Source organism: Pseudomonas farris (assembly GCF_019145235.1).
Taxonomy (GTDB): domain Bacteria; phylum Pseudomonadota; class Gammaproteobacteria; order Pseudomonadales; family Pseudomonadaceae; genus Aquipseudomonas; species Aquipseudomonas farris.
In genome coordinates, this window is the sequence record NZ_JAHSTV010000002.1 from 415704 (window position 1) to 428861 (window position 13158).

The following is a 13158-nucleotide window of genomic DNA, read 5'->3' on the forward strand; positions in this document are numbered from 1 at the left end:
CAATGCTCCTGAACTGAACTCAAGCTTGGGTAGTTTGGATAAAGAGATTGACCGGGAAATCCCCCAGCGCGGCGCTGACCATCAGCTCCCTGTGTTTTGTGACTATGACGCTCGCAAAAAGTCCCTTCATATTTTCTTCAGGGACGGCGAACGGCAATTTGACCCGTGTATCGCCCCAGAGCGGCCCGTCAATCTTTGGTTCGGTACTGTTTTTCAGCAGTTCGGCACAGCGTATCGGTACTATCACGATAGCCCGTTTTCCCTGCCATTCGCGAGCAAACGCCAGTACCCGGTGAGCCTGGCTGCCGAGGACTTCAAGGGCTTGATAAATCCCTTTTTGAAACAGCCCGGCATGCTCGGCACGCTGGTGTAACGTCTGGGCGATCAGGCTTTGCTTGATGCGCCCGTCACGCCAGTTCACCAACAGATCGGGCAGGTCCAACCGTACGTGCATGGCCTGCTGACGACTGACGTAATCCACCGGTCGGCGGTTGTCCGGATCGACCAGCGTGAAGTCCCAGAACTCGTTGCCCTGATAGAGATCCGGTATCCCCGGCACGGTCATTCGCAGCAAGGTTTGCGCCAAGCCATTCAACGCGCCCGGGGCGGCGATGCTCTGCGCCGCCGCACCGATGGCCGTGCGCAGTGGCAGGCCTTCGGGGCTGAGTAGCAAGCGTTCGAGAAACCCATGGGTCGCCTGTTCATAGCCCTCGTTTGGTGCGCTCCAGCTGCTTTGCAACTTGGCTTCGCGCAGAGCTTTCTGTTGCCACTGCCAGAGGCGTTTGGCGTAGTCATCGAGCGCCACCCGATCATCGCTGCGCAACTCCAGCGGCCAACTGCCGAGGATCGCTTGATAGAGAATCAGCTCATCGCCCGCCGAGGGTGCACCGGGTTCAGTGCGCAATTCGGCGGCCAGGGTTCGCCAGTGTTCGACCTGTTCGGCGTACCAGGCGCTGCGCTCGCTCAACACCGCCAACCGCGCGCGGGTGTCTTCGCCGCGTTTGTGGTCGTGGGTCGCGGTGGCGAGCAGGTTGTCGGGGAATTCGGCGAGGCGATTGACGCAGGCAGCATGGAAGTCGGAAACCGGCGCACTGAACTGCTCGGTGTTGTAGCCGACATCGTTGCGCGACAGCAGCACCGCCGAGCGATAAAGCGCGGTGTCTTCCACTGCCTTGGCCGCCGCCGGTGAGGTCAGTTGCTGGAAGCGCACGCAGGCATGCTTGAGCAGTTTGCGTGGGCGGCCCACCGGGTGTTTACGCCAGGGTTGACCGCCGAGCCAGCGGGACAGGCAATCGAGCACGGGCCAGTCGGCTTCGCCAAGGGTTTGCCTTGCACCGTCCATGGCCTGCTGGAAAAACACCTCGTCCTGGGCGCAGTTTCGGCCCAGCGGGCTGATGTAAGTGCGATACACCGGGAAGTGCACGATCAGTTCCTGCAGGGCCCGACGGATCGCGCCGAGGGTCAGGTCCCGGGTCATCAGATCGTCCCGGGCCACTTGCAACAGGGCGTGGGCGACGCTTTCGAAATCCCCGGCGAGGGAGCCATTGAGAATCTGCTGGCGCGCCAGTTGTGCTTCCTGACGGAAATCGGCGGGCCGTTCGCTGTGCCGGCTCCAGAGTTCATCCAAGGTCTGGGCGCCTTCGGGGTCGTGTTGCAGCAACGACAACTGGTTCATGAATTCGTAACCAGTGCTGCCATCGATGGACCAGTCGCGGCGCAGGGTTTCGCCTTCGCCGAGGATCTTCTCGATGTAGATCGGCAGGTGTCGGTCCGGGACCAGGCGATCGACTCGGCGGCGCAATTTGCGGCAGTAACCCCTCGGGTCGGCGAGGCCATCGATGTGATCGATGCGCAGCCCATCGACAAGACCTTCGGCCACCAGTTCGAAGATTTTTGCATGGGTCGCCTCGAACACCGCCGGGCGTTCGACCCGCAGGCCGCCCAGTTCATTGATATCGAAAAAGCGCCGCCAATTGATGTCGTCCGCCGCGGTGCGCCAGCTGGCCAGGCGATAACTCTGGCGCTCGAGCAGGTTATGCAGGCGCTGGAAACCCTCGGGGGTGAGCGAGTCGTAGGTGCCGAGGGTGTGTTGGATGGCGTGAAGAATGGCCAGATCGCTGGCGAGTTCATGCAGCTCGGCTTTGAGCGGAATCGCCAAGCTGTGTGCGTCGGTCTGATAACTCAAAGTGCTGAAGCGGTCTGCCAGGGATTTGAGCTGCTCGACTTGCTCGGCATTCAATTGATCATCGGCTTTGAGCAGTTCGCCGTAGTTCGTGGGGCAAATCGGGAAGTGATGTTCGTAGTGCTCGACATAAAAGGCGCCGCGCCGGGCATCGAAACGCAAGGGCAGGGTGCCGTCCTGCAAGGCGATGCCGTAATCACTGCCCAAAAACGGCAGCAGCAATTGGCCCTCCATCAACGGGTCGGGCGAGTGCCATTGAATGTCGAAGAACTCGCCGTAAGGGCTCAGGCGCCCCCATTCCAGCAAGTCGAGCCACCAAGGGTTGTCGCCACCGCCAACGGCCATGTGATTGGACACGATATCGAGGATCAGCCCCATGTTCTGTTCGCGCAACGCATCGACCAAACGGCGCAATGCCGCTTCGCCGCCCAGTTCAGGGTTGACGGTGGTCGGATCCACCACGTCGTAGCCATGCATGGACCCCGCGCGGGCGGCGAGCAGTGGCGAGGCATAGACGTGGCTGATGCCCAGGCTGGCGAAGTACGGCACCAGCGGCACCGCCTGATCCAGAGTGAAACCTTTATGAAATTGCAGCCGCAGAGTCGCCTGCAGAGGTTGGTTGAACGGTTGATTCATTGGTCACGCTCGGCCGCCTGAAGTCGCGCACAGGCGAGCAGTTCCAGGCGCCGGGCGGCGTCCGGATCATCGAGCAGGGCTTCGCTGTCGCCGGGCAGCCTGCGCGACCAGTTGGGATGGGTGTCGGTGGTGCCGGGCAGGTTGGCCTGCTGTTCGATACCCAGCGCATCTTCCATTGGCAGCAATACCAGCGGCGCGCGGGTATGACCAAGGAAGCGGACGGCGGCGTCGAGCACCTGATCGGTTTCGTGGGACTCTTCGCGAAAATTCTGCGGGTCCTCGCTCAGCACCCGGCGCAAACCTTCGCGCTCGCGTTCACGGTGTTGGCGCCATTCGATTTCACCCGGGGCGTCGACCAGATTCAAGCGAGCGCTCCAATCGATATCGCGGCCATGCCACCAGCCATTGAGCGTCGGCAGGTCATGGGTGCTGGTGGTTGCCAAGGCGTTGTCCGGCCAGTCGAGAATCGACTTGAAGTGAGTATTGTCCTGTTCGAACAGCAGCACGCGCATGCCGAGAATCGAGCGCGCGATGAGTTTCTCGCGCAGACCCTCGGGCACGGTGCCGAGGTCTTCGCCGAGGACGATGGCCTGATGCCGATGGGATTCGAGGGTCAGCAAGCGCAGCAGGTCATCCACCGGGTAATAGAGGTAGGCACCGTCGCTGGGCGGCGCGTCGTTGGGGATCACCCACAGTCGTTGCAGGCCCATGACGTGATCGATACGCAGGCCGCCGGCATGGGCGAAGTTGGCCCGCAGCATTTCGATAAACGCGCGAAAGCCGTTGCGCACCAGACCTTCGGGAGAGAACGCGGAAATGCCCCAGCCCTGGCCGGAACGGTTGAGGATGTCCGGTGGCGCACCCACGGTCAGTGAGGCGAGCAATTCGTCCTGACGACTCCAGGCCTGGCTGCCACCGCCGTCAGCGCCAACGGCCAGATCCGCGATCAGGCCGATGCCCATGCCGGCACCGCGGGCGGCGGCCTGGGCGCGTTCCAGGCTGCGCGCAATCAGCCATTGGCAGAATGCGTAGTAACCGATGCGGGACGAGTTTTCTTCGGCAAAATGCGCCAGGGCGGTGCTGCGCGGATCACGCCATTGCTCGGGCCACTCGCGCCAATCGAGGCTTTCACCGCACCGCGCACGGGCTTCCTGGATCGCTTCGAAGCGGCAATGATTTTCCAGTGCTTCGCCACCGGCATGGCGGAAACTGCTGAAGTCCGGGTGCAAAGGGTGTTCGCCGTGGGTGAACCCTTCGTACAAGGCTTCGAGCAAGCGGTGCTTGGCTTCGGCGGCGGTGGGCCAGTCGATCAGCGGCAGTTTTTCCAGGTGCTTGAGCTCAGTGGCAAGGCCGGTGGCATCGATCGCGGTGCGCAAGGCACGCTCACCGAGAATCGCACCGGGCGCCGCGTACAGGCTATTGAGAAACAAACGGCTGGACGGCGAGTAAGGGCTGTAACGTTGGGTGTCGCCGCTGAACATCGCGTGCAGCGGGCTGATCGCCAACGCTTCGGCGCCTCGTTCGCCGGCCACCCGGGCCAGATCTTCGAGGGCTTGGGTATCGCCGAAACCGCCATCACCGGGACGGCGCAGTGAGTACAACTGCACGCTCAGGCCCCAGGCGCGCGGGTTTTGACTGTCAACCGCGTCGCCCACGCTGTAGCAGCGCTGGGGCGCCACCGCCAGGGTGAAGGACTGATCGTCGATGCTGACGTGCTGATAACCCACCGGCACCAGGCCGGGCAACACAGCGTTGTCATCGAGATTCAAGTTAATCCGTGAGCCGTCTTCGAGATGGATTTCACACGGGGTTTGCGGTTCGAAGTAGTGGGCCAAATCAAGGCCAACACCCACGTCGCAGGTCAATAGCGGTGGCAGGTGCCGGGTTTGTTGCACTTCCTGCAATTGCAGCAGGCTGGCGTCGATCTCCTGGGCAGTGTTGGCGGGATGGCCAAGTCCGCTGAGCACCGAGCGCAACACCGCCGGAGTCACTTTCTGTGGGCGACCATTGGCGTCGATCCAGTCGACGGCCAAGCCTGCTCGGCTGGCCAGTATTTCCAGTTGCGCATTGCTCATGGGCGCTCTCCATCCGGGGGTAGCAAAGGGGCTGCGGCCGTGAGGCTGACTAGCGCGCAATACGGGGCAAGCATGCCCTGATTCAACAGACCGGCCGATTGTGGCGGGTGTTCGAACAGCAATGTCGCGTCGGCCTGTGGGGTGTGGACCACGGGTGCATCGCTGAGGTTCAGGTCAATGCGCAACTGACTGCCATCGCCCAGCCGCCAGCGCGCCGTCACCGCGCCCTCGGCCAGTACCTGCGCCCCCAGCGCCTGGGCGCCGGGCAGGTGCGGGATGATGTGTCGGTGGCGGATCTGCAGCAGTTGGCGATACAGAGCGTAAATCGGCGATTGGCGGCTAGTGGTCAGTGTCGGCCGTGACGCTTCGAAGGTTTGCGTCGCGTTCGGGTCGGGAATCTGCTCGCGTTTGTGCGGGTCAGCAAAGGCGCTGAACGCCGCGAACTCATTGCGTCGTCCTTCGCGCACCAGTTCCGCCAATTCACCGTGGTGGCTGGTGAAGAACAGGAACGGTTGCTCGGCGGCAAATTCGTCGCCCATGAACATCAGCGGGATCATCGGCGACAACAGCAACAACGCGGTGGCGGCGTAGAGGGCATCAGGATGGGTCAGTTGATGCAGGCGCTCGCCAAAGGCGCGATTGCCGATCTGGTCGTGGTTCTGCAGAAAAAGCACGAAGGCCGTGGGCGGCAAGTGACCGCTCGGCTCACCGCGCGCCGTACCGAGACGGGTGATATGGCCTTGAAACACGAAGCCCTGGCTCAGGCAGCGGGCGAGTTGTTCGGTGGGCTGCTCGGCATAATCGGCGTAATAGGCATCGGTTTCACCCGTGAGCAGAACGTGCAGGGCGTTATGGCCGTCGTCGTTCCACTGCGCGTCGAAACCTTGCTCCAGCAGGCTGGCCTGGTTGTGCTCGTTTTCCGCCATGAGCCACACGTGTCGCGCCGGATCGGTTTGCCGCCGCACCCGTTGCGCCAGCTCTTGAAGAAAGTCCGGGTCTTCGATGGCATGCACCGCGTCCAGGCGCAGGCCGTCGAAGCGGTACTCCAGCAACCACATCAGCGCGTTGTCGATAAAGAAGTCGCGCACCTCGCGCCGCCGGAAGTCGATCGCCGCGCCCCACGGCGTGTGTTGGTCTTCGCGGAAAAAGCTCTTTGCGTAGCGGTGCAGGTAATTGCCGTCGGGACCGAAGTGGTTGTAGACCACGTCGAGAATCACCGCCAAACCATGGCCGTGGGCCGTGTCGATCAGGTGTTTGAGTTGTTCGGGCGAGCCGTAGGAGGCTTGAGGCGCGTAAAGCAAAACCCCGTCATAGCCCCAGTTACGCTCGCCGGGGAACTGCGCCAGCGGCATCAGTTCGATAGCGGTAATACCCAGCTCGACCAGGTGTTCCAAATGCTGCTCAACCTGGCTGAAACCACCGAGTGCACCAACGTGCAATTCGTAGATAACCGCCTCATTCCAGGGCCGACCCTGCCAGGCGCTGTGTTGCCATTGATAGGCGAGGGGATCGACCACCACGCTGGGACTGTCGATATCGCCCGCCTGAGCGCGGGAGGCCGGGTCCGGCACCTCCAGTTCGCCATCGATGTTGTAGCGGTAGCGGGTACCCGCGGGGCAGCGGGTGTTGATCACAAACCAGCCATCGGCCTGAGGCAGCAGCGGCAGGGATTGTCCATCTTCCAGTTCGAGACTGACGAAAAACGCATCTGGCGCCCACAAGGCAAAACGCGTGTGTTCTGCGTCCAGCATGATTGCGCCGTGGGGCCAGGTCTCAAGGGTCCGTAACGGCATCGTTGAAAGCCTCTTACTGTTTGCCCGATTTTCCCAGCGCTTTAGTCACCAGTTTTTCGTAGAGTTCGGCGTAGGGTTCGACTGCCTGGCACCAGTTGAAAGGCGCCGCCATGGCCCGGCAACGCATCGCGTTGAGCAGACCCGGGAAGGCGAACACCTTGAACGCGCGGCTCAGGGCTTCGCGATAACTCTCCACCGTGGATTCGTCGAAGAGGAAACCGGTCACGCCGTTTTCAATGGTGTCGGCCAAGCCACCGGTATTGCGCGCCACCGGCAATGAACCGAAGCGCTGGGCGTACATCTGGCTCAGGCCGCAGGGTTCGTAACGCGAAGGCATCAGCAGGAAATCGCTGCCGGCGAACATCCGTCGGGCGTCGGTTTCATTGAACCCGATGTGCACGCCGACTTGCCCGGGGAAGCGCAATGCCAATTCACGCATGGCTTGTTCTTCTTCCGGTTCGCCACGGCCGATGATCGCGATTTGCCCGCCGTTGTCGACAATGTATTCGGCCACTGCTTCGGTCAGGTCCAGGCCTTTCTGGTAGACCAGCCGCGAGACCACGGCGAACAGTGGACCTTCAGAATCTTCGAGGTCAAACAGCCTGCGAACGTGCGCGGCATTCACGGCTTTACCGTCCCAATCGCCGATGCCGAACGGGTGGAACAGGTGCGGATCGGTGGCTGCGTCCCAGCTCTCATCAATGCCATTGGGAATTCCGCTGAGCAAACCTTGCTGGGTCTTGGCGGCGAGAAAACCGTCGAGGCCGCAGCCGAAGGCAGGCGTGGTGATTTCCTGGGCATAGGTGGCGCTGACGGTGGTGATGTGGCTCGAGTAGGCCATGCCGGCCTTGAGGAACGACATCTTGCCGTAGAACTCCATGCCTTCCTGTTGCAAGGCATGCATGGGGATACCGAGTTCCGGGCACGAGCCGAGGCTGGTGACGCCCTGGTATGCCAGGTTGTGAATGGTGAACAGGGTCGGGGTGCGTTGACCGCGCCAGTGCATATAGGCGGGGGCCAGGCCAGCCGGCCAGTCGTGAGCGTGCACCAGATCCGGGCACCAGTGAATTTGGGCGAGGTTGGCGGCGATATCGGCCGCTGCGAGGCCTAGCCGGGCGAAGCGAATATGGTTATCCGGCCAGTCGCGGCCGTTGTTGGCGCCGTAGGGTGAACCCTCGCGCTCGTACAATTCAGGGCAGATCAACACGTAAATGACCAGGCCGTCGGGCATGTCCATGCGCCCGATCTTGCAGGGCGGCAATGCTGCGTGCCCGCCCAGTTCCCCAATGATATGAATCGGGTTTTCGCTGTTCATCACTTGCGGATAACCGGGGATCAGCACACGCACATCGTGCAGATGCGCCATGGCCCGGGGCAGTGCGGCGGAAACGTCGCCAAGACCTCCGGTCTTTACCAGGTCGGCAATCTCCGAGGTGACGAACAGGACTCTCTTCTTGTTGGGATTCTGACTGGCTACCGGTGCCAGCGTCTTGGGGGTCGGCGCTTTGACCGATTTGGCATTGAGGACACCGACGGTGCTCGTTTCCCCGACTTGCTGATGAGCACGTTCTCCCTGGATATCTAAAGCCGCACTGATCATATGAATCTCCCGTGTTGTTGATCTAATTCTAGGTCTGGCACAAACGGTGTTCGTGGCCAAATCCTGTGGCCGGGCGCAAACGCGCTACGCATCGGTGAGCAAGTGCTGCCCATGCGCTGAAGCAGAATGGGTGAAGTGGCTGTTGCAAGGAATGCACCAGTCGCTGTGGCCCTACCTTTAACCTGACACGAGGCCAGTACCAAAAGTTTCGATTATTTTCACCGAATGACCAGCCGGTTTTACTCCGCGAAAATCAGTCTAGGCCAGAACTTAGAGCGGGGGCGGCCAATGGGTGAAATTGTTCGACAATCGGTCAAAAGAGGGTACAGGCATAGAGCTTTGCGGGGAGACGCACCGACGAAGAGCAGGTTTATTTTCTGGTGCGGGTCAAATCGGGACCAGGAAGTCACGATAATCGGGCGTGATGGGAGGTTATGTGCGCCATTGTGGTGCGCAGAATTTGGGGAGGTATGGTGAGTTTTAGGGCCTCATCGCGAGCAGGCTCGCTCCCACATTGGATCTCGGGTGTACACAGGATGCGTGACGAAGCAAAGCCAAATGTGGGAGCGAGCCTGCTCGCGATGAACGATAACGCGGTCTCAGCCCAGCAGCCGAACCGGCTCCCCAGCCGCCCAAGCCTGTATGTCCTCGATCATTTGCGAAAAGAACAATTGGTAGTTCTGCCGGCTGACATACCCGACATGAGGCGTGGCCAGTACATTGTCCAGCGTTCTGAAAGGATGGTGGCGGGGCAACGGCTCGTGCTCGAATACATCCAGCGCAGCACCCGCCAGGCGTTTTTTCTGAAGTGCCTTGATCAACGCCGGCTCATCGACAATCGGCCCGCGGGCAGTGTTGATCAGCCATGCCGTGGGTTTCATCCAGTCCAGTGCCTGTGCATCCACCAGCCCTCGGCTGCGCTCGCTGAGCACCAGATGGACCGACAACACATCGGCCTGCTCGAACAGTTCCTGTTTGCTGACATAGGTGACGTCGACCTCGGCAGCCCGTTCGGCGGTCAGGTTTTCGCCCCACGCGATGACCCGCATGCCGAACACCTGCCCGAACCGGGCGACCCGTTGACCGATGCTGCCCAGACCAAGGATCGCCAGAGTCTTGCCCTGCAGATCGCCGCCCAACCCTTGTTGCCAAAAGCCTGCGCGTAAAGCGTTGGCTTCGGCCACCAGGTTGCGGGTCGCGGCCATGATCAGCGCCCAGGTCAGTTCGGGGGCGGCATGTTTGTAGCTGTCGGTGCCGCACACCTGAATGCCCAGTGCAGCGGTGGCTTTCAGGTCCAGGGCGGCGTTGCGCATGCCGCCGGTGACCAGCAGTTTGAGTGCGGGCAAGCGGCGCAGCAGGTCTTCGTCGAACCGGGTGCGCTCGCGCATCACGCAGATCACCTCGAATGCGCCGAGCCGCTCGGCCAGGGTTTCGTTGTCGGCCGGGTAGTCATGGATAAAACTCACCTGGCCGATGCTGTCCAGCACCGACCAGTCCACCACGTCGCGAGCCACGTCCTGCCAGTCATCGATCACCGCAATCTGCACCGCCATCAGCCTTACCTCATCAACGAACGGGATTGGTTTTGTTCAGCCAGTCGAGCAACGCCTGATGGAATTTGGCCGGTTCCTCCATTTGCGGCGCGTGGCCAAGGCCCGGGAATTCAATCAGCGTCGACTGTGGAATCAGTTTCGCCACTTGCTTGCCGAGTACGTCGTAATGACCGATTTTCGCCTTGACCTCCGGTGGTGCGATGTCCTTGTTGATGGCCGTGGTATCGGAGGTGCCGATCAGCAGCAGGGTCGGCACTTTCAGGTCCTTGAACTCGTAGTACACCGGTTGGGTGAAGATCATGTCGTAGATCAGCGCCGAGTTCCACGCCACCGCTGTTTTGCCCGGCCCTTTGGCCAGGCCTGCGTACATGTTCACCCAACGATCAAACTCCGGCTTCCAGCGGCCATCGTAATAGGTGCTGCGTTGGTAGTCGTGGATACCTTGCGCCGTAACGTTCAGCTCGCGTTCGTACCATTGATCAACCGTGCGATACGGCACGCCGAGGGCTTTCCAGTCTTCCAGGCCGATGGGATTGACCAGCGCCAGTTGTTCGACTTGATCGGGGTATTGCAACGCATAGCGGGTGGCGAGCATGCCGCCGGTAGAGTGACCGAGCAGGGCGGCGGTCTGGATGCCCAAGGCCTTGAGCAGTAGCTGGGTGTTGGTCGCCAGTTGCTGGAAACTGTATTGATAGTGCTCCGGCTTGCTGGAGGTGCAGAAGCCGATCTGGTCCGGGGCGATGACCCGGTAACCGGCCTCGCTTAGCGCCTTGATCGAGCTGTCCCAGGTCGCGCCGCAGAAATTTTTGCCGTGCATCAGCACCACGCTGCGGCCGTTAACCTTGCCTTGGGCGGCAATGTCCATGTAACCCATCTGCAGGGATTTGCCCTGGGACTCAAAGGCGAAGTGCTTGACCGTGTAGGGATACTCGAAGCCCTGAAGTTCCGGACCGTATTCCGGTGTTTCGGCCTGGTTCTGGTCCTGGGTTTGGGCGAGAACCGGTAGTGCCGCCGTCAGCAGCAGACCCGGTAACCAGCGGGAGAAAATGCGCGACATGGGGGAGCTCCACAGGAAATCTGCCGATACTGGATCGGCATGATCAGGGTGATATTAAACATAGGTCACGGCCGTAATGCCGAGCGCAATCCATGTGGGAGCGGGCTTGCTCGCGAAGGCGGTGTGCCAGGCAACATTAATGTCGACTCCCCCTTCGCGAGCAAGCCCGCTCCCACAGGTTTCGCACCTTAACTGACGGGCATTGGGCAATGGCCCTGCATGATCGTTCAACCCATCCACCCTAGCGTAGCCAGGGCCAACACACCGTAGCGGGCGCCCTTGGCGAGCGTCACGATCATCAGGAAACGCCCCAACGGCTCGCGCATGACGCCAGCCACCAGCGTCAGTGGATCGCCGATGATCGGCACCCAGCTTAGTAGCAACGACCAATGGCCGTAACGCTGATAGTGCTTTTGGGCTCGCTCGAGATGGCGAGGGCTGACCGGAAACCAGCGCCGGTCGTGAAACCGCTCGATGCCGCGCCCCAGCCACCAGTTCAGCAGCGAGCCCAGCACATTGCCCAGCGTTGCGACCGCCAGCAGCGACCAGAGCCAATACTGGTTGCTGAGCAACAGCCCCACCAGCACCGCTTCGGATTGCAGTGGCAGCAGCGTCGCGGCACCGAACGCCGCGAGAAACAGCCCGATGTATGCGCCGAACATCAATGGGCGGGGTAGTCCGCCACCACCACGTCAGTGCCGTCCTGTTTCAGGCCGATCACTTGGTAGGCATCGCTCTTGCCGTCCATTTCCATCCCGGGCGAGCCCATGGGCATGCCAGGCGCGGCAACACCCAACAGGTCGTCACGCTTACTCAAGGCCAGCACTTGATCGGCCGGCACGTGGCCTTCGACGAATTTGCCATTGATCAGGGCAGTGTGGCAGGACGCGAGGCGAGGTGGCACGCCGTGTTGTTGCTTGAATTGGCTCATGTCGGCTTCGACGTGGTCTTCAACTTTGAAACCGTTGGCTTCCAGATGGCTGACCCATTTTTTGCAGCAGCCGCAGTTGGCGTCGCGGTGAACTTCGATAGGGATCAGGTCGGCGGCCTGGGCCAGGGAAGAGATGAAGAGGGCGCTCAGGGCGGCCAGACGCAGGTGGGTTCGCATGGGGATCTCGTCTCGGGTTGTGGCCAAAAAGATGCATTTTGACCCGTTTACCCAACAAAGAGACAGGGGATTGTTTCGAAGTAATACAGCGTTGGTAATCATTGTGGCGAGGGAGCTTGCTCCCGCTCGGCTGCGAAGCAGTCGCAAAACAGACGTTCGTATTTGATCTGGCTCCCCAATGGCAGACTCGGGGCCGCTGCGCGCCCCAACGGGAGCAAGCTCCCTCGCCACAGGGGGCATGCCAGCTTGTTGCAATCAACGAACTTTTAGCGCCAGTAAGTTAGTTTGCCCGGCACCACCGATACAAACAAACTAACCAAGGCGTACATAAAGGCTTGATTAGTTATCTGCACCCATATCGAAAAGTTCGTGTAGACCCATAAAACAAAGCGTTTTTTTGGGTATGTATCGTAAATGTACAAGAATTGTAAAAAACGGAAATATTTGTTGGTGACGTTAGAGCGCGCATCGATACTCGCCCGCACTTAACTCGGTTAAACAAGGAACTTTTATGGTCGCCTCACAAGGACGTCTGTGTGTTTTGGATGATCGGCATCCCGTCACACAGTCGGGAGCCCGGTCATGACAATCGGCTATACAGGTGCCTGGACAAGCAAGGCAGGTTTGTTGGTCAGGGATACCGGCAGCGGCAAGCCTGTCACCCACAGCGCCAGGGTCAAGCAGATGCTGGCGCTGGTGGGAAGCAATCCCAATGCGCTGAACACGGCGAAAATGGATGAGCAGAAACTGCACAGGAACATCAAGGGTTTCGATCCGGAAAATGTCTCCGCCAGGCAACTGGGCAATCTCAGTGCCTTCTTGAGAGGCAAAGGCCTGATTTCCGATATTACTTCGATGACCTTGCTTAATGCCGGTGACAAATTTGACCGGTTTGGCGTACAGAAAGACCCGGATGCGAAGTTCAATGCGCTGGAGTATTTCGCCACGCAACTGGACACCATTCAGAACAACAGCATCAAGGGTGACAAGTACGCCGTTGGCCTGATCCCGGAATACAAGACGGCGATCTACGTACTGCAGAACTTGCAAGCCTATGGCAAGGGCAACGGTACGACGGTACCTAATGACAAGGGTGTTAACGCCAAGGCGTGATCTTTGGCAGCGCTGGCCCGCTCGAACTATCGAACGGGCCG

General features: G+C 60.6%; 9 protein-coding genes. 1 reads left to right on the top strand and 8 read right to left on the bottom strand.

Going from position 1 to position 13158, the window contains the following annotated elements; translation table 11 throughout:
* Positions 1–19: 19 nt before the first annotated feature.
* The 8 genes from KVG95_RS05145 to KVG95_RS05180 form a co-directional block, all read right to left on the bottom strand.
* Positions 20–2818: a malto-oligosyltrehalose synthase gene (locus KVG95_RS05145; RefSeq protein WP_217854766.1), complete on the bottom strand. Its 2799-nt coding sequence runs from the start codon at positions 2816–2818 to the stop codon at positions 20–22.
* Positions 2815–4893: a 4-alpha-glucanotransferase gene (gene malQ, locus KVG95_RS05150; RefSeq protein WP_217854767.1), complete on the bottom strand. Its 2079-nt coding sequence runs from the start codon at positions 4891–4893 to the stop codon at positions 2815–2817. Before malQ ends, KVG95_RS05145 begins: the two co-directional genes overlap by 4 nt.
* Positions 4890–6686, bottom strand: coding sequence for a malto-oligosyltrehalose trehalohydrolase (gene treZ, locus KVG95_RS05155; protein WP_217854768.1), 1797 nt, complete (start codon positions 6684–6686; stop codon positions 4890–4892). The genes malQ and treZ overlap by 4 nt, the downstream gene beginning before the upstream one ends.
* Positions 6687–6699: 13 nt before the next feature.
* Entirely contained in the window at positions 6700–8286 is a 1587-nt protein-coding gene (gene glgA / locus KVG95_RS05160) for a glycogen synthase GlgA (RefSeq protein WP_217854769.1), read from the bottom strand.
* 599 nt (positions 8287–8885) lie between these two features.
* Positions 8886–9839 carry a D-2-hydroxyacid dehydrogenase family protein gene (locus KVG95_RS05165; RefSeq protein WP_217854770.1) on the bottom strand — a complete coding sequence of 318 codons (954 nt, stop codon included), beginning with the start codon at positions 9837–9839 and terminating at the stop codon, positions 8886–8888.
* A gap of 13 nt (positions 9840–9852) precedes the next feature.
* Positions 9853–10896 (bottom strand): alpha/beta fold hydrolase, encoded by a 1044-nt coding sequence (locus tag KVG95_RS05170; protein ID WP_217854771.1) that lies wholly within the window; start codon positions 10894–10896, stop codon positions 9853–9855.
* Between the two features lie 227 nt (positions 10897–11123).
* Positions 11124–11558 (bottom strand): YqaA family protein, encoded by a 435-nt coding sequence (locus tag KVG95_RS05175; RefSeq protein WP_217854772.1) that lies wholly within the window; start codon positions 11556–11558, stop codon positions 11124–11126.
* Positions 11558–12004 (bottom strand): DUF411 domain-containing protein, encoded by a 447-nt coding sequence (locus tag KVG95_RS05180; protein ID WP_217854773.1) that lies wholly within the window; start codon positions 12002–12004, stop codon positions 11558–11560. Before KVG95_RS05180 ends, KVG95_RS05175 begins: the two co-directional genes overlap by 1 nt.
* Positions 12005–12586: 582 nt before the next feature.
* Between KVG95_RS05180 and KVG95_RS05185 the strand changes: the two genes are divergently transcribed.
* Positions 12587–13117: a hypothetical protein gene (locus KVG95_RS05185; protein WP_217854774.1), complete on the top strand. Its 531-nt coding sequence runs from the start codon at positions 12587–12589 to the stop codon at positions 13115–13117.
* Positions 13118–13158 lie beyond the last annotated feature (41 nt).

Coding starts and splice junctions, on each gene's coding strand:
- KVG95_RS05185 (WP_217854774.1), top strand. CDS start 12,587: ATGACAATCGGCTATACAGGTGCCTGGACAAGCAAGGCAGGTTTGTTG.
- KVG95_RS05175 (WP_217854772.1), bottom strand. CDS start 11,558: ATGTTCGGCGCATACATCGGGCTGTTTCTCGCGGCGTTCGGTGCCGCG.
- malQ (WP_217854767.1), bottom strand. CDS start 4,893: ATGAGCAATGCGCAACTGGAAATACTGGCCAGCCGAGCAGGCTTGGCC.
- KVG95_RS05145 (WP_217854766.1), bottom strand. CDS start 2,818: ATGAATCAACCGTTCAACCAACCTCTGCAGGCGACTCTGCGGCTGCAA.
- KVG95_RS05180 (WP_217854773.1), bottom strand. CDS start 12,004: ATGCGAACCCACCTGCGTCTGGCCGCCCTGAGCGCCCTCTTCATCTCT.
- treZ (WP_217854768.1), bottom strand. CDS start 6,686: ATGCCGTTACGGACCCTTGAGACCTGGCCCCACGGCGCAATCATGCTG.
- glgA (WP_217854769.1), bottom strand. CDS start 8,286: ATGATCAGTGCGGCTTTAGATATCCAGGGAGAACGTGCTCATCAGCAA.
- KVG95_RS05170 (WP_217854771.1), bottom strand. CDS start 10,896: ATGTCGCGCATTTTCTCCCGCTGGTTACCGGGTCTGCTGCTGACGGCG.
- KVG95_RS05165 (WP_217854770.1), bottom strand. CDS start 9,839: ATGGCGGTGCAGATTGCGGTGATCGATGACTGGCAGGACGTGGCTCGC.